This is a genomic window from Spongiactinospora sp. TRM90649 (assembly GCF_029382225.1).
In the GTDB taxonomy this organism is placed as follows: Bacteria; Actinomycetota; Actinomycetes; order Streptosporangiales; family Streptosporangiaceae; genus Spongiactinospora.
The window spans coordinates 87,577-111,038 of sequence record NZ_JARLTC010000034.1; the positions used below are offsets into that span (position 1 = coordinate 87,577).

Below are 23,462 nucleotides of genomic sequence, written 5' to 3' on the forward strand. Positions count from 1 at the left end.
CCCTCACCCCTCCGCCGTGGCCGGCCTGCGGCTCTTGCGGAGCTTGTTCAGCTCCGTGTACGCCGTGGGGAAGACGGCGGCCATCACCAGCAGGGCGGTGACCACGGACACCAGGTAACGGGGCACGCCGGTAGAGGCGAGGAACCCGCCGCCCGCGCGCAGCCCGCCGAAGAACAGCGCGATCGGGATCGCCGCCACCGGATGGTTGCGGGCCACCAGCGCCACCAGCAGTCCTTCCCAGCCGACGTTGTCGGCCATGCCGGGCTGGAAGCGGCCGACGCTGCCGCTGAGCATGATGCCGCCCGCCAGGCCGGCGAACGCGCCGGAGATCAGCAGCGCGCCGCCGCCGAGCGCCGAGGCCCGTACGCCCGACCGGCGCGCGGCGGCCGGGTTGTGCCCCAGCATCCGCAGCCGGAAGCCCCACGTGGTGTAGCGGAGCATCAGGATCGTGGCCAGGGTGAGCGCCGCGACCACGAACACGCCGTAGGTGACGTTGATGTCCGGGTACTCCCCGGCGCGGGGCAGCAGCACCCCCTCCGGGAGCGGGTCGGACTGCGCGGTGCGGGCGCCCGCCTCCCCGGCCTCCTGCAGCAGGTTCTCCTGGTTGACCGTGAACATCGCGACCTGGGCGGCGATGAAGACCATCAGCAGCGTGCTGATCACCACATCGACCCGCCGCCAGTAGAACAGGACGGCGGGCACCCCGGCCCACACCGCCCCGGCCGCCGCCGCGCCGAGCAGCGAAAGCACCATGACCAGCCAGCCGGGCCCCGGCACGAACAGGCCGACGGCGGCGCCGCCCATCGCGCCGATCAGGACCTGGCCCTCCTGGCCGATGTTGAAGATCCCGGCGCGGGCGCAGACGATCGCGCCCAGCGCGACCAGCAGCAGCGGGGCCGCCTCGTCGATGGTGAGCCCGATGGACCCGCCGCCTTCCAGGCTGCCCTGGTAGAGGGCGTAGACGGTGTCGGGCATGGAGTGCCCGCTGAGCGTCACCAGGGCGGCCGCCAAGGTGAGCGCCACCGCGAACGACACCGCGTACAGCAGCACGGTGGTGAGCGCGGCGGGCCGGAGCAGGGCGGGAATCCTCGCCGTGAGCGCGGTCATGCCGCCTGACCGCCCATCATCATTCCCAGCCGTTCCACATCAACCTCCGAGCGGTCCATCTCGCCGACGATCGCGCCCCGGTGGATCACCACGACGCGGTGCGCCAGCGTGAGGATCTCCTCCAGCTCCGTTGAGATCAGCAGGACCGCGATCCCGGACTGGGCGGCCTGCTGGATCCGCTCGGTCATGTACTCGATCGCGCCCACGTCCAGGCCCCGGGTGGGCTGGGCGACGACCAGCACCCTTGGGTCGGCGGCCAGTTCGCGGGCCAGCACGACCTTCTGCTGGTTGCCGCCGGAAAGCTGCCGCATCGGGGTGTCGGGCCCCGGCGCGGCGATGCCGAACTCGCCGATCAGCCGGTCGGCGCGGGAGCGCAGCCGGCGCGGGCTGACGAACACGCCCCTGGCCACCTCGCCGAGGTCGGCCATGGTGAGGTTCTCGGCCACGGTCATGTCCAGCACGCACCCGGAGACGTGGCGGTCCTCGGGGACCACGCCGACGCCGGCGGCGTGCATCGCGCCCGGCCGTCCGGTTCGGACGGCCTTGCCGCACACCTCGACGCCGCCCTTGTCCAGCTCCAGCAGGCTGGACAGCAGGTCGCCGAGCGCGGCCTGGCCGTTGCCCTCCACGCCCGCGAGCCCCAGGATCTCGCCGGCGCGGACCTCAAGGGACAGCCCGCGCAGCAGCGGACGGCGGTCGCGGCCGGTGGCGTGGGCGTCGGTGACGCGGAGCCGTACCTCGCGCCGCTCGGTCCCTTCGGCGGTGGCCGTGCCGGTCGCGCCCTCCGCCACCTTCTCCACCAGCGCGTCTAGCGCGCCGACGGCGGAGGTGGCGGAAAGCCTGGAGACCTCGCGGCCCACCATCTCCCTGGCCAGTTCGCGTACGTCGGTCTCGCCGGTCTTCCTGTGGGCCACCACCGCGCCGCCGCGCATGATGGTCACCCGGTCGGTGGCGTGCAGGATCTCGTCGAGCTTGTGGCTGATCAGGATGACCGTCTTGTTGTCGTCCTTGGCGACCCGCCGCAGGACGGAGAACAGCTCGCGCGACTCGTTGAGGGTCAGCACGGAGGTGGGTTCGTCCAGGATCAGCAGGTCGGGGTCGCGGCGCAGGCACTTGATCAGTTCCACCCGCTGCCGTTCGCCGGTGGTCAGGTCGGCCACGACCCGGTCGGGGTCCACCACCAGGCCGTAGCGCTCGCCGACCTCGGTGACGATGCGCCGGGCCGAGGCGCGGTCCACGTGGCCGCGTTCGCCGAGCGTCACGTTCTCCCAGACGCGCATCGGGCCGATCAGGCTGAAGTGCTGGTGGACCATGGAGATGCCGAGTTCGGCGGCGGCCAGGGGGTCGGGGATCGACACCTGCCCGCCGTCGATGGAGATCCGTCCGGAGTCCGGGCTCACCAGGCCGGTCAGGATCTTCATGAGGGTGCTCTTGCCGGCGCCGTTCTGGCCGAGCAGACCGTGGATCTCGCCCCGGTGGACGGTCAGTGTCACGTCGTCGCAGGCGACGACGTTACCGAAGCGTTTGACGATGCCGGTCAGCTCGACCGCGGGCACCGGGACCGTGGTGGCGGTCCCGGTGCCTCCGGCGTCGCCGCTATCCGTCGACGGCCTTGTCGACATCGAACGCCTCGGAGCCGATGTCGGTCATCAGCTTCTGGATCTGCTCTGCCTGGTCGTCCTTGGGGTTGCAGAACTTCACCGTGGGGACGGGGTCCCGGCCGATGATGTAGCGGCTGCCCTCGCCCATCTTCAGGTCGCCCTTCTGGAATCGCTGCAGGGCGGCGGCGAAGAACGCGCCGGGGCTGAAGACCACCGAGATCTCGTAGGCCACGGTCTTGTCCTGGCACCGGTCGGTGCCGGAGCTGAGGGCCGGAATCCCCGCCTCGTTGGCCTTCTTGGTCACCGCGTCGGTCGCGCCGCCCAGGTACGGGTAGACGACCTTGATGTCCTTGGCCTTCTGCGCGTTGAACGCCTCGACGTTCTTGGCGGCGTCGTCGAAGCTGCCGCTGAAGGTGGACAGCACCTCGACGTTCGGCACGACCTTCTTGGCACCGGCGGTGAACGCCTTGACGGCCTGCTTGGCCCAGTCCTCCTCAGGGCCGGTGATGAACCCGGCCTTGGTGGCCCCGCGCTCCTTCAGTTCGAGACCGGCGGCATATCCGGCCGTGTAGAGGGTCTGGTTGACGTCGTCGAGCGACTGGTTGAAGTACTTGGTCTGCTTGATCTGCCCGGCGCCGCCGTTCAGGTACCAGTGGGTGTCGTTGCACGTGGGTGAGGGAGCGGCCTCAAGGGCGGAGCCCAGGTCGCCGGAGCCGATGGCGATCAGGTCCACCCGCTGCCGACACAGGTTGAGCGCCTGGTTCTTGGCGTCGGAGACCTGGATCTTGTCGAGGATGCGGACCTCCCAGCCGTTGGACCTGGCGATCGTGTTGGCGTCGTCCACAAAGCTCTGGAAGTAGCCGTTGTCGTGGGTGTCGCCGACGCTCAGCACCCCGATCACGACCTTGCCGTCGCCGTTGACGTCGGGTTGTCCCTTCGCGTTCGCGTTGGCGGACGCTTTGCTCGTCGCCGGATCGCCTCCGCTACCGCAGGCGGTGAGCAGCAGTGCGGGCGCGACCAGGATCGCGAGGGTTGCCCGTGCTGGAGTTTTCATCGCAATGCCTTCCAAGGACGTGGGGGTCAGTCTGGAGGACTTGGGTTCGGCCCCCCACCGGGATGATCAAGAGGGTGGTCCCATGACATGGGCCGACGCGGGGAGGGCGCCCATCGCGGGCGCCGTGGCCGGGTGCGCCGACAGTGTTCACGTGTGCGCGTACTCGGAGGGACGAGTGATCGGGGCGAGTCCTTCGTCATTCCGCCGGGGGCTGCGCATGGCGACGTCTCCGGTGTAGACGCGACACTCGGCGCTCGACGGAATTCTGACGGGGAAGTCGACGAAACGCCACACGTGTTCTGTCATGGGTTTCTCCATCGTAGGGGTTTATACCATGAGGGCGATCATTGTGTACTACACCCGGTTAAGGCGGATTTCCGCAGTTTTTCGGGGCGGAGTCACCATCTCCTTTCAAGATCACGATGGGATCATCCGATGTGCCCCGTACGCTCGGATGATCACCTCGCGTATGGCACCCCCGACGTTTCTGTAATCGCACGGTGTGGGTAATCCAGGAAAGCGAACACATTATCGAGAACAGTTTTTTGGCATGACGGCGCCCCCGTCAGAGCGCGACGCTTGAAAACCCTCGATCACTCGCCGGAGCCCTCCGGCAGCGTGGCGTACCTGAGCCGCTCGGCGGCGAGGTCGAGCGGGCGGATGATCGCCTCGTTCTCCTCGGCGCCCCAGTGCTCGGCGGGCACCAGCCACATCACCTCGAACTCCAGTCCGTCGGGGTCCTTGGCGTACAGGCTCTTGCTCGCGCCGTGGTCGCTCGCGCCGACCAGCGCTCCCTCGGCCGCGAGGCGCTCTTTCAGCGCCGCCAGCTCCGCGAGCGTGGGGACCTCCCAGGCGATGTGGTAGAGGCCGACGGTCGCGTGTCCCGCCTGGGACTCGCGCGCGCCCGCGCCGATCGTGAACAGGGCAAGGTCGTGGTGGTTGGCGGAGTCGGGGGCCCGCAGGAACGCGTAGCGGCCGTGCGGATCGTCGATGATCACTTTGAAGTCCAGTACACGGCCGTAGAAGTCGGCCGTACGGCGCGCGTCCCGCACGTACAGCACCGCGTGGTTCATCCGCGTGACACCCATGACTCACTCCGGTAGATCTCTGGCCCGCTGGTCCTGCCAACCAGGGGTTTCGTCGTACGTTTCCACTGCCATCAGGGCCCCCGTTGGGAGAACACGTCGAGCAGTTCCCGCGCGGTCAGCGCGGTGCGCAGCCGGTGCGCGGCCTCGGGGTCCAGGGGATCGGTTCCGAGAAGCTGGCGTAACTGCCCCACGCGGTATCCCACCGAATTGCGGTGCAGATGCAACTGTTCGGCGACGTTGGCCCTGCTGCCACGGGTGGCGAGCCAGGCGTCCAGGGTGAGGATGAGTTCCGGCCGGCCCAGGATCGGCCCGAGCTGCTGGTTCACGAACGCGCGCAGCCGGTCCGGCGGTACGGCCAGCAGCAACTGCGCCAGCCCCAGCGCCGAGTGCAGCAGTTCGGTCTCGCCGGTACGGCGGCGCAGCAGCCCCAGCACCACCTCGGCGTCCCTGAACGAGCGGGCCGTCTCGCGCGGGTCGTCCACCACGGGGCCGGTCGCGGCCAGCACGGTGCCATCGCCGACCATGCCCTGCAGCCGGACGCGGATCCGGGTGATCTCCCTCGGCAGGTCGCGGCCGGACAGCACGGTCCAGCCCATGCTGTCCTCCTGGCGCACCGGCATCTCCAGCCAGGACAGCGCGGTGGACCAGGTGCGGCGGTTCGGGCCGCCGTAGTCGAACACGGCGGCGGCGTGCGGCTCGGACAGCCGCAGCCCGAACCTGGCCGCGGTGCGGGTGAGCTCCTCGGTGCCGCGCAGTGCGCCGAAGCGCAGCTCGTCGATCAGGCGGCTGGCGGTCTCGGCGGTCGCGGTGGCGGCGGCGTCGCGGCGCACGGCCTCGATGGCGACGGCGGTGGAGGATGCCTTGAGCAGGGCCAGCAGTTCGTCGTCCACGGGTTCGGCCAGCAGCAGCAGGCCGACGCGCCGCTGCCCGGCCCACACCGCGAGCGCCCGTGCCGACCAGCCGTCCTCCAGCGTGACGGTGACCGGCTCCGGCTCGGCGAAGACCTTCGCCACCTCGGCCGGGCTCAGCATCGCGTCACCGCCGTCGGTGGCGGCGAAGACCCCGCCGTGGACGCCCATCAGGCGGGCCGCCCGGCCGGTCGCCTCCGCGACCCTGGCGAGCACGGCGCGCCAGCCCTCACCGCCGAGGGCGACCTCGTTCAGGCCCGTGGCGAACCGCTCGATGTCGACGGCCTCGCGCGGCCGGTCCTCCGGCTCGGGTCGTCCGCCCCCGGCGCCGCCGTCCGGCTCCGCGGGACGCGACGCGCGACGGCCGAGCCTACGCTCGGAGCCGGCGGTGAGCCCGTCCAGCTTCCCGTCTACGCCCACCCGGTCCATGCACCCTCCATGCTCTGGCCCTCGCCTATCCATGGACGACGGTATCTATGGATAATTCTTCGCATCTATCGTCTTTACGGACATCCTTATCGAGGTGTGACAATACGTTCATGTTGGGGCAGACCAAAAGCGGCGGCCCCGGTCCTCCACGACCGGTCCGCGCTCCACTCGGGGGTATGAGGGCTGCCCATGCTCAGCACCACCTTGGCGGACGACCGAAAGCGCGTCACCGCCGGGGGCACCCCTAACGGGGGATGAGAGCGTTTTCAGGAGGGCGTGCTCGACACGGGGGGTCGGCTCACACTTGGTTTCGCCGTGCCCGCCCACTTCGAGTACCGCCACTACGTGCCCCTGCTCGCTCTCTACCGGCGTAACGCCCTGGCGCTAGGCCGGAACCTCCCCGATGTCGCCACCGCGAACGATCGCATGGCGGCATCCGCCGTCATGCCAATGTCTCGCGGGTAGTGGCGTTCATCCAGCCGCTCGTCTCCATCGGGTCGTACACCGCGGGCCGGCGTGGGGCGCGACTCGGCCCGCGCTGCCCGCGTTTCGACTGCGAAAATCCCACACGACCTGGGATGACACGCTGTGCTCTGAGCACAGAAGTCTCCAGATCGCGATGTCGCCCACTGTGACATGCCACATGACATGCGTGAACAGGATCCACCGAGATCTCATCGATGCCTAGTCGAAACCAAAACCCCGACGGCGTCGGGGTTTCCGACGATCCGGCGGGGTCTCGTAACGCGGGCGACCGCTGGGGACGGCACGGGGGCTGCCGTCCCCAGCGGTCCTTCGGCCGGGCCGGATGATCGGGCGCTCGGGGCCCGGCCGGGCCAGTGGTGGGGTTCCGGTGGGTCGGGAGTGTGGGGGCGTATCAGTGGCGGGTGCCGTCGCCGGGACGGCGGGAGCCCGCGACGAGCTTGTCGTCCTCGTGGGCGGCGGCGGCGCGCTCCTGCGGTACCGGACGCTGGGCCGGTGCGTCCTCACCCGCGGCGTGCCTGCCCGGACGCGCGTCGGGCTGGACGACGGGCATCGGGCCGGTCGCCGGGCCCTCAGAGGCGGCGGCAGGGGCGTGCGTGGGAGCGGCGGGCGCGGAACCGCCGAGGCGGCGCTCCAGCTCGCGCTTCTCCTCCTCCAGACGGCGGGCCCGGCGGGCCTCGCCGCGCGTGCGGCGCAGGTCGCGGCGGAGCATGAGGGTGCGGCGCAGCCCTCCGCTCAGCATCGACAGGCCGATCACGAAGATGACGGCCGCCACGATCCCGGCGAGGAATATCTCCGACTGACTGAGTTCCAGGGTCCTGTCCAGAACCCTGATCGGCATGGTGGTCGTCGCGGCGGTATCGGTCGTGAAAACCACGACTCCGGCCGCCACCGCGACGATCATGAAGAGCAGTCCTAGCAAGACCATCTATCCCACTCCTCGGCGTTTCCGCGTTACCGCGTGATTCCTCCGCGCTTTCTTGACACTTTCCTGACGAACGCTGTCGTTCTCTTACCGTTCCCACACACTGCCCACGGAACGGGGATCTAATCGAGAACGGGATTTTCATCGCCGCGAAGAGTCGAGTGCCGGGTCTCATGACACGCGGACAAGGCGACCGGCGTCTCGCCGGCCGCCTTGCGGTCGATGCGTCGCGCGGCGCATATGTGCCGCGCGGGACGTCTGCGGATCAAGCTTCGAGCGTGAACATGAAGGGCCGGTTACGATCGCCCATCGACCTTGGTCATCCGCAGTGCCGTCCCGGGCCGAGCCGTCATAGTTGACGCTCTGGGTGTTGCCCCGATTGACAGGAGAGGCGCACATGGCACGGACGCCGGCGTGGCGCGATCACGGCCCCACGATCACGGTCTGGCCGCCCGACCGCTTCGAGGTTCGCTGCGACTTTCCACCGCCCGACTTCACCGTCGCGGACCGTTACCACTACGCCGAGTTCGCCTACGAGGCGGCGCGCAGGCACCGGGAGGTCGGCTGGGCCCAGGCCGTCCAGGTCGTCCGCCTCAGCGACGGCGGGGTCGTGTTCGACCTGGCCTCCGCGCACGAACTGCCGCTCGACACCTGGTGACCCGGGGTCAGACCTGACCGGCCTTCTCCAGGGCCGCGCAGCAGGTGTCCACCATCAGCCGGGTGACCACGTACGGGTCGCAGTTCGCGTTCGGACGGCGGTCCTCGATGTAACCCTTCTTGTCCGCCGCGACCTGCCAGGGGATGCGCACCGAGGCGCCCCGGTCGGAGACCCCGTAGCTGTACTCACTCCACGGAGCGGTCTCGTGCATGCCGGTGAGGCGGTGCTCGATCTCCGCGCCGTAGCCCTTGATGTGCTCCTGGGCGCGCTCGCCGAGGGCGTCGCAGGCGGTGATGATCGCGTCGTAGCCCTCGCGCATGGCGCGGGTGGAGAAGTTGGTGTGCGCGCCCGCGCCGTTCCAGTCGCCCTTGACCGGCTTGGGGTCGAGGGTGGCGGAGATGCCGAAGTCCTCGGCCACGCGGTAGAGCAGCCAGCGGGCGACCCAGAGCTGGTCGGAGGCCGCGAGCGGGCTGACCGGGCCGACCTGGAACTCCCACTGTCCGGGCATGACCTCGGCGTTGATGCCGGAGATGGCGAGCCCGGCGTTCAGGCAGGCGTCCAGGTGGGTCTCGACGACCTCGCGGCCGTAGACCTCGTCGGCGCCGACGCCGCAGTAGTAAAAGCCCTGCGGGGCGGGGAAGCCGCCAGAGGGGAAGCCGAGCGGGCGGCCGTCCTTGAAGAACGTGTACTCCTGCTCGATGCCGAAGATCGGCTCCTGGTCCTCGAAACGCTCGCTCACGGCGGACAGCTCGGAGCGGGTGTTCGACGGGTGCGGGCTGCCGTCGGGCAGCAGCACCTCGCACAGCACCAGACGGTGGTCACCGCCCCTGATCGGGTCGGGACAGGTGAACACCGGGTTCAGCACACAGTCCGACGTGTGGCCCAGGGCCTGGTTCGTGCTCGACCCGTCGAAACCCCAGACCGGGGGTTCGGCCCCGTCCGCGAGGATCCTGGTCTTGGAGCGCAGCCGGGCGGTGGGCTCGGTGCCGTCGATCCAGATGTACTCAGCCTTGTAGCTCACGACGTCGATCCATTCGGGTCGGGTTGTTCGACACGCCAACAGTCGCAACGGGCGATTTCTCGGCTGTTGCCCGAATGTAACTTGCATGTGAAGTTTGTCGGTGCCTGGAAGCAAGGAGACGTGAATGACCGACCGGACCACGGCGGAGATCTGGTTCGACCCCGCCTGCCCGTACACCTGGATCACCTCCCGGTGGCTGCTGGAGGTCGCGCGGGTGCGGCCGGTGGACGTGCGCTGGCGGCTGATGAGCCTGTCCGTGCTCAACGAGGGCCGGGAGGAGGACCCGGAGGGTGACACCGAGGGCTACCTGTGGGTGCCGGTGCGCGTCTGTGCCGCCGTGCTCCAGCGGCACGGGCAGAAGGCGCTCGGGCGGTTCTACACCGCGCTGTGGACCACCGGCAGTAACGAGGGCCAGGACTGGCTCGGCGACCTGCGGGCCGCGCTGCGCGCCTGCGGGCTCCCCGAGGACCTGGCGGAGGCGGGCACGTCCACGGAGTACGACGCCGTGGTGCGCGCCTCGCACGCCGAGGGGATCGGGCTGATCGGCGAGCACGTGGGCACCCCCGTGGTGGCGGCCACCGCGCCCGACGGCGGGCGAACGGTGTTCTTCGGCCCGGTCGTCTCCCGGATCCCCAGGGGCGAGCAGGCCGGTCGCCTGTGGGACGGCACGCTCCTGGTGGCCGGCACGCCCGGGTTCCACGAGCTGAAGGGCCCTCCGCATCAGGAGCCGCGCCTGTTCGATTGAGGCCCGCGTGACATGGCACGGCCGGGTCGTCGTCGTGGACCTACTACGAGGGCGCGGCCGGGCTGCCGGTCTCGCAGAAGGCCGTGCCCACCGGGGTGTCGCACGGCGGGCCCGCGGTCTTCCGCAAGATCGCCGAGCGGGGCGACGACATCGCGCACTGGGGCGGACGGCAGAGCGCCAGCCACATGGTGGCGATGGCCGACCCGGAGGGCCTGACCGCCCACATCAGGGCGTTCTTCGGCGGGCTATGAGGCCGGTTCCACGGTCAGGGCGCGCAGGGCCTCGCGCAGGCGGCCGGCCATCGGGGCGGGCCGCAGCGTGGCGGGGTCCAGCTTGACCTGGACGCGGCGGCCCTCGGCGTGGACCACCGAGTGGTCGGCCGACAGCACGCGGAAGCCGTAGACGACGCTCGACGTGCCGATCCGCTCGATCCAGAAGTGCACGCCCGCCGTGCCGACGGTGGACAGCGGCACGTGGTAGGTGATCGTGAACTCGCGCACCACGAAGAAGATGTCGGTGAAGTGCGGGAGCGCCGGGTCGAACGGCCAGCCGCGCTCCGACCAGTAGGCCGCCAGGGCGCGCTCCAGCAGCAGGACGTAACGGGCGTTGTGCACGACGCCCATGGCGTCGAGGTCGTCGAAGTGGATCTGGACCGGTTCGATGTGCCCGGTCTGGACCGTGGTGGTGGTCAATTCACGTCCTCCGGGAGGATGGTCGGGTCGGTGGCCAGCGAGCGGAGCCGCGCCAGGACGGCCCGCCGGGCGTAGTCGTAGGTCTGCTCCACCGTCAGCAGGTGGGTGTGGCGGATGACGGCGGCGCCGAGGGCCTCGATCTCGAAGGCGAGCTGGCCGGGGTCGGCGTCGGCGGCGCGCAGCTCGCCGGTTCCGACGGCCCGCGCGGCGAGGCCGGTGAGCAGGGACATCCAGTCGTGCTTGGCGGTGGCGATGGCGTCTTGGACGGCGCCGGGCTGGTCGGCGAACTCGCCCTCGGCGGAGCCGAAGAAGCAGCCGCCGGGGAGCACGCCGTCCTGGTAGAAGCGGATGCGGTTGTCGTGCAGCGCCCACAGCCTGCGCACGCCGCGGGGGTGGCGCAGGGCGGGCCGCACGATGCGGTCCTCCCACTGACGGCGGGCGTGGCCGATGATCGCGAGCTGCAGCGTCTCCTTGTCCGGCCAGTGCGCGAACAGGCCGGACTTGCTCACGCCCAGGGTCTTGGCGAGCCCGGCGAGCGACAGGCCGTCGAGCCCGTCGACGGAGGCCATCGCCACCGCGGAGTCGAGCACGGCCTGGCGGGTGCGCTCGCCTCGCAGCAGTCGTCCGTCCCTCATGGGACGAACACTAGCAAACTACATGACCGACTGGTCGTTAATATTTCTGGCGCTACCAGGACGGCCCGGCCACCAGCACGTCGATGACCATGGCGGCCCCCACGCCCTTGTGCGCCAGGTGGCCGGCCGTCGCCATGTCGGCGAGCCCGTGGGCGGTGCAGAGCAGCGCCAGCAGGGCGGCCTTGGCGGACGGGGAGCCGTCCGGAGATTCCATGCCGAGGGCGGCGATCACCTGGTCGACCGCGCCCTCCAGCTCCGGATGGCTGCCCGCCAGGAACTCCGGCGCGAAGACCAGGCGGTACTCCTCGCTGTGCGCCATCGCGTAGCCCGCGTAGGCGGCGTAGAAGGCCCGCAACCGGTCGCGCGGATCGCTCTCCATGAAGATCGCCCGGGTGATGTGCGCGGTGAGGTCCGCGATCACCCTGGCGGCCAGGGCCGCGAGCAACGCGGTCTTGTCCTCGAAGTGACGGTAGGGGGCGGTGCGGGACACTCCGGTGAGGTCGCCGACCGCACGCAGCGTCACGGCCTCCAGCCCCTCGCTGCGCAGCAGGACGAGCGCGTTGTCGATCAGGCGGCTCCTGGTGTCGTCGGCCATGCTCCCCCCTTTCTGGTTGACAACGTCAACGTACCTGGTTGACACTGTCAACGCGATGTTGACGACGTCAACGGAAGGCGACCGGATGAAGATCACGGTTAACGGCGCCCCCACCGAGGTGGAGGGCGATTCGGACGAAGTGATCGTGGACCTGCTGCGCGAACGCCTGAGCCTCACCGGGGCCAAGGCCGTGTGCCGCACCGGGGTCTGCGGGGCCTGCACCGTCCTGGTGGACGGCACGCCGAGCGCGAGCTGCCTGATCCCGGCGACCGCCCTGGAGGGGCGCGAGGTCCTCACCCCCGAAGGACTGGACCACCCGGTGCAGCGGGCGTTCGCCGCCCACGACGGGCTCCAGTGCGGATACTGCACCCCCGGATTCGTAGTGGAGGCGGCGGCCTTCACCGACCGCTGGCGCGCCGAGCACGGCGACGTGGCCCCGCCCCGCGAGGAGATCGCCGCCGCGCTCGCCGGGCACCTGTGCCGGTGCGGAGCCTACGAGGGCATCTACGCGGCGGTCGCCGCGGCCTGCGCGGGCGAGCACGACGACGAGCACCCGCCGGACCCGGCGCGCGTCGAGAGCATGGAGAAGATCACCGGACGCGCCCGCTACACCACCGACGTGCGCCTCCCGGACCAGTTCGAAGGCGTGCTCGTCCGGTCCACCCTGGCCCACGCCCGCGTGGTGTCGGTGACCGGGCGCCCGGCCGACCGCCTGGTCGATCTGCTCGGCGACGACCGGACCGTCCGGTACGTGGGGCAGCCGATCGCCGCCGTCGCCGCGCCCACCCTGCGCGAGGCGCGGGAACTCGCGCAGGCGGTCGAGATCCGCTACGACCCGCTGCCCAACGCCCTGGACGGCTCGCCGGACGGCGCGCCCGTCTGGGAGACCGCCCGCCGCAAGAGCGCCCCTAGCTGCGCCGAGGGCTTCCTGCTCCCCGCCCGCTGGAAGGCGCCCAACCTGCGCGGGCCGTTCACCATGGCGAGCTGGCGCGGGCGCACGGCCGCCCGGCGGCTGCGGCAGGCTCAGGCCGAGGGCGACCCCCGGCTGATCGCCACCACCTACAGCGCCGCCGTCCAGTCGCACACCCCGCTGGAGCCGCACGCGGCCGTCGCCCACTGGGACGAGCGGGGCGACCTGCACCTGTACTCCTCGACGCAGGCCGTCCGGATCGCCGCCGAGCACGCGGCCCGGCGCTGGAAGCTGCCGCCGGAGCGGGTCCACGTGCGGGCCGAGCACGTCGGCGGCGGGTTCGGGGCCAAGGCGGCGCTGTCGGCCGAGGCGGTGGCCGCCGTCGAGCTGGCGCGCCTGCACCGGCGTCCGGTCCGCGTGGTCTACAGCCGCGCCGAGCAGCTCGCCTACGGCGGCAACCGGCCGGGCGCGCGCGTGGACATCGCGCTGCTCACCGACGCCAAGGGCGACCTCACCGCCCTCAACGTGGACGCCTACGGGCGCGGCGGCGTGGCCGTCAGCTCCGGCGTGGCGGCCGTCGCGCGGCTCATGTACGGCACGGCCCCGCGCCGCCTGCGCGACTTCGACGTGCTCACCAACGAGCCGCCCGGCGTGCCGTTCCGCGGCCCGTTCGCGCCGCCGCTGCTGTGGGCGCTCGAACAGTCGGTGGACGACGTCGCGCACCGCAGGGGCGAGGACCCGATCGCGCTGCGCCGCCGCTGGGACGGCAACCCCAAGCGCCAGGCCCTGTACGGCTGGGCCGAGCGCCTGCCGGTCTGGACGGACCGCCCGGCCACCGGCTCGCAGACCGGCAGGTACCGCCGGGGCGTCGGCCTGGCCACCGCGGTCTGGCAGTACATGCTGGAGCCCGGCACCGAGGTGGAGCTGACCGTCGAGGGCGACGTCGTGGTGGCCCGCACCGCGACCCAGGACATCGGCACCGGCACCCGCAGCGTGATCGCCGGGATCCTGCGCGAGGAGCTGGAGCTGCCCGCCGACCGCGTCCGCGTGGAGATCGGCAAGAGCGGCACGGCGCACGGGCCGGGCTCCGGCGGCAGCCGGGTGACCGCCTCGATCGGCCCCGCCACCAGAGACGCCGCCCGGCGGCTGCGCGAGGTCGGCGGCGTCAAGGACGGCCACCGGGCGGTCGGACGGCGGCGCGGCGACCGGCGGGGCTACCTGACCCCCATCGCCATGCAGGGCATCGCGATCGGCAGAGGGCTCGCCGGGGCCGTGCACATCACCGAGGTCGAGGTGGACACCCTGCTCGGCCGGATCCGGCCGCTGCGCGTATGGGGCGGGATCGCGGCCGGTCACATCTACCAGGAACGCCTGGCCCGCAACCAGTGCGAGGGCGGCATCGTCCAGGGCATCGGCTACGCGCTGTTCGAGGAACGCCTGGTGGACCCCGACACCGGCGTGATCCTCACGTCGAACCTGGAGGACTACCGCATCCCCGGCATCGGCGACACGCCGGAGATCGTCGTCCACTTCGAAGAGGAGGGGTGGGACCACGTCAACGGCCGGGGGATCGGCCTGGGCGAGGTCTCGACGATCGGCGTGGCGGCCTCCGTCGGCAACGCCGTCCACAACGCCACCGGCTGGCGCCCGCGCGACCTGCCGATCCGCCCGGACCGCCTGCTGGAGGGACTCGCCCGATGACCGAGCAGCACACCGTCTTCATCGCCGGGGGCACGGACCTGATGTCCCGCGCCCCCGGGGCGCGGCGGATCGACGTGCGCGACCGCGCGGAACCGGCCGGGATCACCTGGCGCCCGGACGGCTCCGCCCGGATCGGCGCGCTCACCACGCTCGCCGAACTGGCGGGCGACGAGCGGCTGCGCGCGGCCTACCCGTCGCTCGCGCTCACCGCCGCCGGACTGGCCACCCCGCAGATCAGGGCGGTCGGCACGCTCGGCGGCAACCTGCTGCAGCGCAACCGCTGCGCCTACTTCCGCAACCCCGCCTTCTCCTGCCACCAGGACGGCGGCGACTCCTGCCCGGCGAGCCGGGGCGTCACCCGCCACCTGACGGTCGTGCGCGGCGGCCCCTGCCTGGCCCCGCATCCGTCGTCGCTGGCCATGGCGCTGTTCGGCTTCGAGGCCATGGTGGACGTGGAGGGCCGCGGGCCGCTGCCGATCAACGCGCTGTACGGCGACGACCCCACCCGCGATCACCTGCTCGACCCGGGCGAGGCGCTGCTCGCGCTGGAGCTGCCGGCCCCGATGGCCGGGGAGCGGGGCGCCTACTTCCGGGCGATCGGGCGGGCCGAGGCCGAGTGGCCACTGGCCGAGGCCGCCGCGCGGGTGGTCGTCGCGGGCGGCTCCGTGGTGTTCGCGGCGGTGACGGCGGGCGGCGTCGCGCGCACGCCGCTGCGGCTGACCGAGGTGGAGGAGGCGCTGCTGGCCGGGGAGCCGGTGGCCAGCGCCGCCGCCCGCGCGGCGGCCCGGTGCGACCCGCCGAAGGACGCCCGGTACAAGGTGGCCTTGCTCACCGGCGTCGTCGAGCACGTACTTGAGGTGGCCATTTCCGGTTGAGATGAGATCCGCCTGGAATGATGACCTTGTGGACCTGGAGGAGGCGCGGTCACGGGCGGAGGAGATGTCGCGGCGGTTCGGCATCGCCGTGCCCCAGGTCGAGGAGGGGGCGACACCTCCCGGCGCGCACGTCCTGCTGGGCGTGCGCGACGGTGTCATGTGCCTGGTCATCGGCCCCGGCTACGGCGACCTGCCGCCCATCGAGCGGGAGGCGGCCTTCGCCTGGGTGATGGCGCAGGCCGGTCCCCGGCGGCCCGGCTCCGGGATCGGCCTGCGCGAGGTGCTGGCCACGATGGCCGCCGTGGTGCCGCTGGGCCTGCTGGTCGGCGCGGCCGAGCGGTACTTCGAAGTGTCGCTGCCGCTCTCCTACCCGTTCGTCGGCGTCGCGGGGTTCGTGGCGCTGCTGGCGGCGAGCATCAGGAAGCACACCTTCGCGACGGACCGGCGGGTCGCCGAGGTGTGCGGCCGGGCCACCCTGCGCGCGGCCCTCGACAGGATCAAACACGAGCCTCCGCCGGTCCGGGGCGTCTACCGCCTGGTCGCCGCGCTCACCCCGTCGCCCGACACCCGCGCCGCCCGGCTGGGCTGACCCGCCGGGCTCAGCCCGCGAAGGACGCCGCGTAGGCGGGGGCCAGCTCGTCGGCCCGGTCCCAGGGTGAGCGGGCGGGCGGGCCGCCGTCGAGCTCGGCGGCGAGGGTCTCCAGGCCCGCGTGCCAGCCGGCCGCGGCGGGCAGCGCGGTGTCGCGGTCGTCGAAGACGTTGGTGAACACCAGGCGGCAGCCGTCCGTGCCGTCCGTGTCGTCGGGGAACAGCTCCCAGCGCAGGGTCTCGCCGTCCCAGGTGTACTCCAGCAGGTGCGGCGGCTCGACCCGGACGATCTGGCCGTGGGAGACCGTGCCCGGCCCGCCGGGGGTGAGCCCGTAGCGTTCGGCCGTGGAGTCGGGCATGTCGAACCTGATCGCGGCGCCCGGGTCAGGTCGAACTCGACCGGCATCGGGAACCACGCGCGCAGCCGCGCGGGCTCGGTGACATGTCCACGCTTATGCCGATGCACCGCGCCAAAGCGGGCCGGCCGGGGTGATCGGCTTCTACGGCTACCCGGACGCGCTCGACGGCGCGGACGGCCCGACGCGGTTCGCGTCCGAGATGTCCGCGCCCATCCTGGCGCTGTGGGGCGGCGCCGACGAAAGCATCCCGGCGCCCGTCGTGACCGCCTTCGGGGACGCGCTCGGCCGCGCGGGAATCGCGCACGAGTTCGTCACCTACCCGGGCGCTCCGCACGCCTTCTTCGGCCGGGGCGCGCCGGAACACGCCGACGCCTGCGCGGACGCGTTGGCCAGGGTGATGGCTTTCCTCGGCGAACGCCGCCCGACGATAAGTCGATAATTACTGAAATGTCGGGCGCGTTGGTATCGGATTCGGCAATCGCGCGGGAATCGCCGGACAGCGAAAACGCGATATGCGGTTATGCGCGCGAACTTTACCCGTCATCGCTGCCAAAAGCAGGGGCGTCGATTTATACTGGAGGCGATTGAGAGTAATACCCGCAACCGCGCTCGGGGAGGGTCGAATATACACGATCATGCACTCGAGTCACGCCGGTGGGGCGGGCGTCCCCCCGCCTCACGAGCGTTCGCCACTGGCTCGTTTCCGCGACGGCGACGTGGAAGCCTTCATCCACCAGACAGGCGCCAGGATCTCCTACGACGCCTCCATCCTGGGCGTCGATCCCCGCACCTTCGAGCTGCAAGTCCGGCTGCACCTTCCGGCGCTGAGCCGTCGCGCGCTCACGAGCTGGCCCGCCGACCGCGTCTATGAAGCGGTCCGCATCCAGGCCCTGGTCCGCGCCGCCGAGATCCGGCTCGGCCTGGAAGACGCCGCCTACGACGCCCACACCTCGCTCCTGTGCAACGTGGACAAGGTCCACAGAGACCTCACCCTGATCCGGATCGACGGCTCGACCAGCCGCCTGCGGTTCGGCGAGGTCGATCCGTGGGCCGGTCACCGGGTCCAGGCCCGGATGCACTACCTGCGCAGCGAGCGGGCCGACACGGTGCTGCAGTTCGGGCTCTTCCTGCCCGGCGCGCAGATGCCGCTGACCTACCTGGCCTTCTCCCCGTGCGACCGGCGCTACATGCTCGACGCGCTGGCCCTGCTGGGCATCCCCGCCCACGCCGGGCGGGTGCTGGTGCTGACCCGCGTGCACGGGCTGCCCGGCATCCCGGCCAACCTGATGAGCCTGACCATCGGCCGGGCCCTGCGCGAGCTGCGGGCGCGCGGCGCCGCCGACAACGTCGTCACCGCCTTCAACCCGATGCTGGGGTTCAGCGGGGCGTCCTTCCGGGCGGCCGGGTTCGTCCCGGTGGCCTCGTGCCCGGTCACCTACTCCTACGACGCCGCCGGGTTCTTCCAGACCCGCCGCACCGCCACCGCCCCCACCGTGCAGCGCCTGGAGACCCCCGACAACATCCTGATGGTGCGCGGCGTCACCCGTACGGCCAAGCGTCGGCTGGCCGACTCCCTCACCGCCATCCACCGCGTCCCGCGCGAGACCTACGACCGCCGCGAGCCCGCCCGCCAGGGCGAGATCGACCCCGCCGACCAGGAGTGGGTGATCCGCCTGGCCGGTTACCGGGGCGTGTTGCAGTCCGCCTGGTCCTCGCGCACCGCCCACCCGCTCTACCTCGACGGTGCCCCGCCCGACGCCGCCCCGCCACGCGGCCAGTGCGGCGTGGCCTCGGTGTGGCTGGCCCGCCGGCTGCACGCCGAGCGGGGCATCGCCGCGCTCTACTGCGTGGGCAGCGTCACCTTCGCCGCGAACGACCGCCGCGCCGTCCGGCACCACTGCTGGATCGAGGTGGGCGACCCCGAAGACCCCCGTCGGGTCGTCATCGACCTCACCGCCGACCAGGCGGACGACGCGACGGAACCGGTCGTCTTCGCCAGGCACGCCGATCTCCTGGCGCGCGGCGTCTCCTACACGCCGGTCTCCCGGCAGCGGCTCGACGAGTTACCCGGCGACCGGGTATGGCGCCGCTTCCTGGCGCTCAGCGACGTGGTCGATCAGGGCGGTGCCGCCGGTCACGGTGACCCCGGCCAGGGCCGGACCACGGAGACCGGGAGGCGCCGACGCAGCAGACCAGCAATCGCCTAGCACGACTTCTCACAGCCGGGACCAGCGGGGGACACAAGGTCATGCCAAGCCCTCGGCCGTCCGTTCTCTTCCTGTCGTCCAATGCCAGGCGACGCTACGCGGAGGACATCCTCACCGCGCTGGCACTGCCCAGGGGAGCGGTCATCCAGTTCAGATACGAGGTCAAGTACGTCCTGCCCGCGTTGCAGCAGTCCATCGCGAACATGTCCGTGATCGGCCGCAGATGCGTGCTGGCCTTCGTCGCCGACATCGACTCCGTGGGCCCGTTCCTGGTGCCCGTGCGCTACGCCTTCCTGACCGACGCGGAGTGCGCCGCCGACATGTTCGTCTTCCGGCTGCGCGTGGACGACTACACCGACCTCGACGACTACCCGCTGACCGAGGACGAGATCAGGACCGAGGGGCGCCGCTACCTCGACCGCCTGATCGAGGTCAACGATCAGCAGTACTACCCGGCCACCAGCCGGTTTCCCGACCTCCACATCCGCGACACGACCTATGACGAGTTCGCCGACGAGACCCAGGGCGCCTCGCAGAACTGGCTTGGCGTCGCCCGGCGGCTCGCCCAGCACCCCACCTTCAAGGACTCCTACTTCATCCGCATCGACGAGCCGGTCCTCGACCGGGGCGGCTCGGTGTCCTTCGACGAGCAGGGCCGCCTCTCGCTGTCGGACCGGCGGGCCGCCCGGCTGCGGGTCAGCTTCTTCACGCAGAGCTACTCCGAGGAGGGAGAGAAGGTGCTGTCCTGCGCCACGGACGGCACCTTCCTGAAGATCTCCTCCGACGACTCCTACGACGTCGCGCTGCGCTACGACGCCGTGGAGTTCTGGCTCCAGCCGGTGGTGACCAGTTTCGACGCGCTGGCCAGGGTGAGCGTCGGCTTCTCGCACCGGCACCCGGACGTCCCCGTGGTCAACGCCGGGTTCCCCGTGGTGGTCAGACGCTCGCGGTCACGCATCCTGACGCGGGTCACCTCCAGCGCGCTCGGCGCGTTCCTGGTCGCGCTGCCGGCCATCCTCGGCACCGGCTTCCCACTGAACATCCGCGTCCTGTTCGCGATCATGGGGGCCGGGCTGATCTCGGTCTCCACCATCGTGATCGCCAGGGGCGACCGATGAGGCGGGCACCGCGCGCGGCCCCGGCCGGTCGGCGAACAGGTGCGGCCGGTCGGCGAAGGCCCGGCACAGCTCCTCGAACAGCGGGAGCAGGGCCGGGCAGCTCGACCCGATCTTCTGCCGGGCCACCCGCTCGGTGCGCAGGTAGTCGGCCCACGCGGGGCGCAGCGGGTGGTGGTCGCCGAGAATGATCATCGCGTGCGGGAGCATCTTGTCGAGCGCGTAGACGAACCGGCTCTCCGGGTCGGCCTGCGCGTGGTATTCGAGCAGGTCGCGCACCAGCCAGGGGAACGTCTCGCCGTACTCCGCGGCGATGATGGCCCTGGCCTGGGCCTCGCGCCTGGCCTTCTTCTCCCGCTCGGCCTCGTCGGCGTAGACCGAGACGTCGCCGGAGTAGATCTCGGCGAGGTCGTGAACCAGGGCGTAGCGGACGATCAGCCCGCCGTCGAGGGGTTCGTCCATCAGCGGGGCCAGGCAGTAGCCGACCAGGCCCAGGGAGAAGGAGTGCTCGGCGTCGTTCTCGTTCCTGCCGGGCAGGAAGGGCACCGTGGTGCTGCGGGCGACGTGGTACGGGGGCACGGCCAGCCCCTCCACCACGGTCATCAGCAGCCGCATGCCGGGGCCGGATGCCGGAGCCTCCGGGGGCTCCCGTCGTTGGAAAATGCCGCTCGTCATCTGATGCCTCCGAGGAGACCCCCGCCTTCAGGTGGGGGAGGAATCGAACTCCCGCCTCGCGGGGCAGGGCAGACAAATCCGCCGAATCGAACAACCGTGCGACCCGCGGTTGATCGCGCGATACGATGCCAGGCGTGGCGCAGGTCGTGAAGCGGGCCTTCAAGTACCGCTTCTACCCGACCCCCGGGCAGGCCGAAGAACTCGCCCGGACGTTCGGTTGCGTCCGCCTGGTGTACAACAAGGCCCTGGAGGAACGCACACGCACCTACAGGCTGGAGGGGCGTCGCGTCTCCTCTACGGAGTCCTCGGCCATGCTCACCGGGTGGAAGCGCGGCGGTGAGTTCGGGTTCCTGTCGGAGGTGTCCTGCGTGCCGTTGCGGCAGGCGCTGCGGCATTTGCTCGAGAACCAAGTGATCGCCGTGGAAGACCTTGCCGTGCGGAACGTGGTCCGCAACCGCTCGCCGGCACGGGCTGTTTCCGATGCGTCCTGGCGGGAGTTGCCTTCGATGCTGGAGTACAAGGCGGCCTGGTACGGGCGCACGCTGGTGGTGGTGGATCGCTGGTTCCCCTCCTCCAGGGTGTGCTCGGTGTGCGGGGCGCTGCGGGAGGCGATGCCACTGGAGGTCCGGGAGTGGGTGTGCGCCTGCGGCGTGGTCCATGATCGGGATGTGAACGCGGCCCGTAACGTGCTCGCCGCAGGGCTTGCGGAGAGCTGAAACGCCTGTGGAGCCGGTGTAAGACCTCATGGGGAGACCTCCTCGGCGGGCGGTCGGTGGTGAAGCAGGAATCCCCTTCCTGCGGCGCGGGGGAGGAGCCAATTGACTCGCCCATCGCCCGTCCATCGCGGTTTCGGGTCCTCAGAGTAGCTTTTCATTGACCGTCCGTCATCGCTTATGGTGACGAATTGTTGATGACTATCAACGCAGAGTCATGAAGGTCGTGAACGACGGCTCAGGCCAGGCAGCGCAGGGCCGAGACGATGCCGTCGTCGAGCGGATGGCCGGCGGGCAGGCGTCCCACGGTCGCCTCGACGAAATCGGAAGCCGAGAGCACCGCCTCGGCGCCGTCGGCCACCACGCGGACGCGCTCGCCGCCGGGCTCCACGGTGACCCCCGCGTCGCGCTCGCCGAGCGCGAACCGGCCCACCTGGACGCGCCAGGCCGTACGCCCGGCGGCCTCCTGCGGCGACACCGGCACCCCCACGTCGTCGGCGTGGGTGGCCAGCTCCGAGGCGTAGTGGAAGGTCTGCGCCCCCACCGGGTACGGCCCGGCGAGGGTCGGCAGCATGGCGTCGGCGCCCCGCTCGCGCATCCGGCGGCGGGTCTCGCCGTTCTTCTCCCGCCACTCGGCCAGCACGTCGGCGTACGGCACGCCGCGCCGCTCACGCACGCACCAGTCGTTGAAGTCGTCGAGACCGGCCACCCCCTCGCGGGCCAGCAGATCGGACATCCCCGCCAGATCGTCGTCCAGACAGGCGTGGTTGTACAGCTCCTCCCCGGCCAGATGCGCGAGCACGTCGCGGACCGACCACCCGTCCGCCCGCGAGGGACGGTCGCGGGCCTGCTCGCCCGGCCCGGCGAAGAAGCGGCCGAGCCGGGCCGCCTCGGCGTCGTAGAGGTCGAACGGGTCGAGGCCCGCGAGCGCCTGGTCGTCGATCGTCATGTTCGTCACGCTACCCGCTGACCAGGCACGTACCCGGTAATCGGTTGCCCGGCGCGGTCGCCGGTCAGCAGAATCGGCGGGTGGGGATCCGAGAGGCGGAGGCGGCCGAACTGCCGTGGCTCCGCGAGATCGAACGCGCCGCCGGGAGTCTGTTCCGCGACGCGGGCATGCCGGAGATCGCCGACGATGACCCGCCGTCGCCGGAGGTGCTGGCCGCCTACCAGCGTGCCGGGCGGGCCTGGGTGGGGCTGGACGACACCGGAGCGGTGAGCGCGTACCTGCTGGCCGATCCGCTCGACGGCAACGTCCACGTCGAGCAGGTGTCCGTCCATCCGCGCGCTGCCCGGCGCGGGCTGGGGCGGGCGCTGATCGACCACGTCGCGGGCTGGGCGGCCGGGCGTGGCGCGCCCGCGCTCACCCTGACCACGTTCAGGGACGTGCCGTGGAACGCGCCCTACTACGCGCGGTGCGGCTTTCGCGTCCTGGCCGAGGGCGAGCTGACTCCGGGGCTGCGCGAGCTGCGCGCCCGTGAGGCGGCGCACGGCCTGGACCGCTGGCCGCGCGTCTGCATGCGCCGCGACCTGTGAGCGCTAGACGAGGTCGCCGATGAGCATCCCGGCGAAGGCGGCGGCGAGCCCGGCGGCGATGCTGCCCCCGGCGTACCACGCGGCCCGCGCGCGCCCGCCGTCCGTGAACAGGCGCACGGTCTCATAGCCGAACGTGGAGTACGTGGTCAGCGCGCCGCAGAACCCGGCGCCGGCCAGGGCCGTCACCGGCCCGTCCGGCGCCGCCGCCGTGGCCAGGAACCCGAGCAGCCACGAACCGGCCAGGTTGACGGCGAACGTGCCCCACGGGAACGTCGAGGTGGTCCTGGACCGGACGATCCGGTCGGTGAGGTAGCGCAGCGGCGCGCCGACGGCGGCGCCCACGGCGACCAGCAGCAGGGTCATGGGCGGCTCCGCCCGATGCCGAACAGCCGCCTGGTCAGCACGACCGCGAGGCTCACCGCGACCAGCGCCGCGACGAGCGTGCCGCCCAGGTAGGCCAGCGCGCCCGGCACCGAGCCCGCCCGCAGCGCCGCCAGCGCGTCCACGGTGTAGGCCGAGAAGGTGGTGAACCCGCCGAGCACGCCGACGCCCAGGAACGGGCGGGCCAGCGGATGCGCCCGGCCGGTCTCGGTCACCACGATCATGAGCACGCCGATCAGGAAGCACCCGGCCACGTTGATCCAGAAGGTCACCCAGGCGAACGTGCCCGGGGCGTGCGGGAACACCTCGGTGAGCAGGTGGCGCGACATCGCGCCGATCACGCCGCCCGCGGACACCGCCGCGATCGTCGCCGCCTCGCCCGGCTTCCTGGCCGCCGCCGACCCGGCCATGGTCACTCCGTCCCGCGGGCGGCCACGCGGCGGGCCGTCCGGTCGAGGTGG

The 23,462-nt window shown here is 71.5% G+C and carries 24 protein-coding genes and 2 pseudogenes; 10 read left to right on the forward strand and 16 right to left on the reverse strand.

Translation table 11 applies throughout. From position 1 onward, the window contains the following. Positions 1-3: 3 nt before the first annotated feature. The 7 genes from P3X83_RS33565 to P3X83_RS33595 form a co-directional block, all read right to left on the reverse strand. Positions 4-1,107, reverse strand: coding sequence for a hypothetical protein (locus P3X83_RS33565; RefSeq protein ID WP_277309348.1), 1,104 nt, complete (start codon positions 1,105-1,107; stop codon positions 4-6). Beyond that, positions 1,104-2,663 (reverse strand): ABC transporter ATP-binding protein, encoded by a 1,560-nt coding sequence (locus P3X83_RS33570; RefSeq protein ID WP_277309349.1) that lies wholly within the window; start codon positions 2,661-2,663, stop codon positions 1,104-1,106. Before P3X83_RS33570 ends, P3X83_RS33565 begins: the two co-directional genes overlap by 4 nt. A gap of 40 nt (positions 2,664-2,703) precedes the next feature. Beyond that, a complete protein-coding gene (locus tag P3X83_RS33575) occupies positions 2,704-3,762 on the reverse strand; it encodes a BMP family ABC transporter substrate-binding protein (RefSeq protein WP_277309350.1) in 1,059 nt (352 codons plus the stop codon). Between the two features lie 147 nt (positions 3,763-3,909). Continuing rightward, the gene (locus P3X83_RS33580) at positions 3,910-4,068 is read right to left on the reverse strand and encodes a hypothetical protein (protein WP_277309351.1); all 159 of its coding nucleotides are present in this window, start codon (positions 4,066-4,068) and stop codon (positions 3,910-3,912) included. A gap of 287 nt (positions 4,069-4,355) precedes the next feature. Next, complete coding sequence (locus tag P3X83_RS33585; RefSeq protein ID WP_277309352.1) at positions 4,356-4,850, reverse strand: VOC family protein; 495 nt, start codon at positions 4,848-4,850, stop codon at positions 4,356-4,358. A gap of 71 nt (positions 4,851-4,921) precedes the next feature. After that, a complete protein-coding gene (locus P3X83_RS33590; RefSeq protein ID WP_277309353.1) occupies positions 4,922-6,187 on the reverse strand; it encodes a helix-turn-helix domain-containing protein in 1,266 nt (421 codons plus the stop codon). An 877-nt stretch (positions 6,188-7,064) separates the two neighbouring features. Beyond that, on the reverse strand, positions 7,065-7,598 hold the full coding sequence (locus tag P3X83_RS33595) for a hypothetical protein (protein ID WP_277309354.1): 534 nt from the start codon (positions 7,596-7,598) through the stop codon (positions 7,065-7,067). A 394-nt stretch (positions 7,599-7,992) separates the two neighbouring features. Here P3X83_RS33595 and P3X83_RS33600 point away from each other — a divergent pair, with 394 nt between their 5' ends. Beyond that, on the forward strand, positions 7,993-8,253 hold the full coding sequence (locus tag P3X83_RS33600; RefSeq protein WP_277309355.1) for a hypothetical protein: 261 nt from the start codon (positions 7,993-7,995) through the stop codon (positions 8,251-8,253). A gap of 7 nt (positions 8,254-8,260) precedes the next feature. Here P3X83_RS33600 and glnII read toward each other — a convergent pair whose 3' ends face one another. Next, complete coding sequence (glnII, locus tag P3X83_RS33605; protein ID WP_277309356.1) at positions 8,261-9,274, reverse strand: glutamine synthetase; 1,014 nt, start codon at positions 9,272-9,274, stop codon at positions 8,261-8,263. A gap of 124 nt (positions 9,275-9,398) precedes the next feature. Here glnII and P3X83_RS33610 point away from each other — a divergent pair, with 124 nt between their 5' ends. Then, positions 9,399-10,019, forward strand: a complete 621-nt coding sequence (locus P3X83_RS33610) for a DsbA family protein (protein WP_277309357.1) — start codon at positions 9,399-9,401, stop codon at positions 10,017-10,019. 83 nt (positions 10,020-10,102) lie between these two features. Further along, complete coding sequence (locus P3X83_RS33615; protein WP_277309358.1) at positions 10,103-10,270, forward strand: hypothetical protein; 168 nt, start codon at positions 10,103-10,105, stop codon at positions 10,268-10,270. On the opposite strand, the gene P3X83_RS33620 is transcribed toward P3X83_RS33615, so the two are convergent. From P3X83_RS33620 to P3X83_RS33630, 3 genes are read right to left on the reverse strand one after another with little or no spacing between them, the layout of a single operon-like run. After that, positions 10,265-10,711 carry a thioesterase family protein gene (locus tag P3X83_RS33620; protein WP_277309359.1) on the reverse strand — a complete coding sequence of 149 codons (447 nt, stop codon included), beginning with the start codon at positions 10,709-10,711 and terminating at the stop codon, positions 10,265-10,267. The two genes, P3X83_RS33615 and P3X83_RS33620, sit on opposite strands and share 6 nt — an antisense overlap. Further along, on the reverse strand, positions 10,708-11,346 hold the full coding sequence (locus tag P3X83_RS33625) for a TetR/AcrR family transcriptional regulator (RefSeq protein ID WP_277309360.1): 639 nt from the start codon (positions 11,344-11,346) through the stop codon (positions 10,708-10,710). Before P3X83_RS33625 ends, P3X83_RS33620 begins: the two co-directional genes overlap by 4 nt. Positions 11,347-11,398: 52 nt before the next feature. Next, positions 11,399-11,941: a TetR/AcrR family transcriptional regulator gene (locus tag P3X83_RS33630; protein ID WP_277309361.1), complete on the reverse strand. Its 543-nt coding sequence runs from the start codon at positions 11,939-11,941 to the stop codon at positions 11,399-11,401. 85 nt (positions 11,942-12,026) lie between these two features. On the opposite strand from P3X83_RS33630, the gene P3X83_RS33635 reads away from it, so the two are divergent. From P3X83_RS33635 to P3X83_RS33645, 3 genes are read left to right on the forward strand one after another with little or no spacing between them, the layout of a single operon-like run. Then, the gene (locus P3X83_RS33635) at positions 12,027-14,552 is read left to right on the forward strand and encodes a molybdopterin-dependent oxidoreductase (protein WP_277309362.1); all 2,526 of its coding nucleotides are present in this window, start codon (positions 12,027-12,029) and stop codon (positions 14,550-14,552) included. After that, positions 14,549-15,427 (forward strand): FAD binding domain-containing protein, encoded by an 879-nt coding sequence (locus tag P3X83_RS33640; RefSeq protein ID WP_277309363.1) that lies wholly within the window; start codon positions 14,549-14,551, stop codon positions 15,425-15,427. The genes P3X83_RS33635 and P3X83_RS33640 overlap by 4 nt, the downstream gene beginning before the upstream one ends. Before the next feature lie 28 nt (positions 15,428-15,455). Then, positions 15,456-16,016 (forward strand): hypothetical protein, encoded by a 561-nt coding sequence (locus tag P3X83_RS33645; protein ID WP_277309364.1) that lies wholly within the window; start codon positions 15,456-15,458, stop codon positions 16,014-16,016. 10 nt (positions 16,017-16,026) lie between these two features. Here the strand turns inward: P3X83_RS33645 and P3X83_RS33650 are convergent, their stop codons facing one another. Further along, complete coding sequence (locus P3X83_RS33650; RefSeq protein ID WP_277309365.1) at positions 16,027-16,431, reverse strand: SRPBCC domain-containing protein; 405 nt, start codon at positions 16,429-16,431, stop codon at positions 16,027-16,029. Between the two features lie 55 nt (positions 16,432-16,486). Here P3X83_RS33650 and P3X83_RS33655 point away from each other — a divergent pair. Both P3X83_RS33655 and P3X83_RS33660 read left to right on the forward strand, forming a co-directional pair. Beyond that, positions 16,487-16,813 (forward strand): annotated as a pseudogene (locus P3X83_RS33655) (dienelactone hydrolase family protein); the annotation flags it as partial. Positions 16,814-17,009: 196 nt separating this feature from the next. Next, a complete protein-coding gene (locus P3X83_RS33660; protein ID WP_277309366.1) occupies positions 17,010-18,581 on the forward strand; it encodes a hypothetical protein in 1,572 nt (523 codons plus the stop codon). A gap of 950 nt (positions 18,582-19,531) precedes the next feature. Here the strand turns inward: P3X83_RS33660 and P3X83_RS33665 are convergent. Beyond that, entirely contained in the window at positions 19,532-20,371 is an 840-nt protein-coding gene (locus P3X83_RS33665; RefSeq protein ID WP_277309367.1) for an HD domain-containing protein, read from the reverse strand. Positions 20,372-20,496: 125 nt separating this feature from the next. Here P3X83_RS33665 and P3X83_RS33670 point away from each other — a divergent pair. Beyond that, a pseudogene (locus P3X83_RS33670) lies at positions 20,497-21,084 on the forward strand (RNA-guided endonuclease TnpB family protein); the annotation flags it as partial. 238 nt (positions 21,085-21,322) lie between these two features. On the opposite strand, the gene P3X83_RS33675 reads toward P3X83_RS33670, so the two are convergent. Next, positions 21,323-22,033: a maleylpyruvate isomerase family mycothiol-dependent enzyme gene (locus tag P3X83_RS33675; RefSeq protein WP_277309368.1), complete on the reverse strand. Its 711-nt coding sequence runs from the start codon at positions 22,031-22,033 to the stop codon at positions 21,323-21,325. A gap of 80 nt (positions 22,034-22,113) precedes the next feature. Between P3X83_RS33675 and P3X83_RS33680 the strand changes: the two genes are divergently transcribed. Continuing rightward, on the forward strand, positions 22,114-22,620 hold the full coding sequence (locus P3X83_RS33680) for a GNAT family N-acetyltransferase (protein WP_277309369.1): 507 nt from the start codon (positions 22,114-22,116) through the stop codon (positions 22,618-22,620). A 3-nt stretch (positions 22,621-22,623) separates the two neighbouring features. Here P3X83_RS33680 and P3X83_RS33685 read toward each other — a convergent pair whose 3' ends face one another. Both P3X83_RS33685 and P3X83_RS33690 read right to left on the reverse strand, forming a co-directional pair. Next, positions 22,624-22,983, reverse strand: a complete 360-nt coding sequence (locus tag P3X83_RS33685) for a CrcB family protein (RefSeq protein ID WP_277309370.1) — start codon at positions 22,981-22,983, stop codon at positions 22,624-22,626. Continuing rightward, positions 22,980-23,411 (reverse strand): CrcB family protein, encoded by a 432-nt coding sequence (locus P3X83_RS33690; RefSeq protein WP_277309371.1) that lies wholly within the window; start codon positions 23,409-23,411, stop codon positions 22,980-22,982. The genes P3X83_RS33685 and P3X83_RS33690 overlap by 4 nt, the downstream gene beginning before the upstream one ends. Between the last annotated feature and the right edge of the window lie 51 nt (positions 23,412-23,462).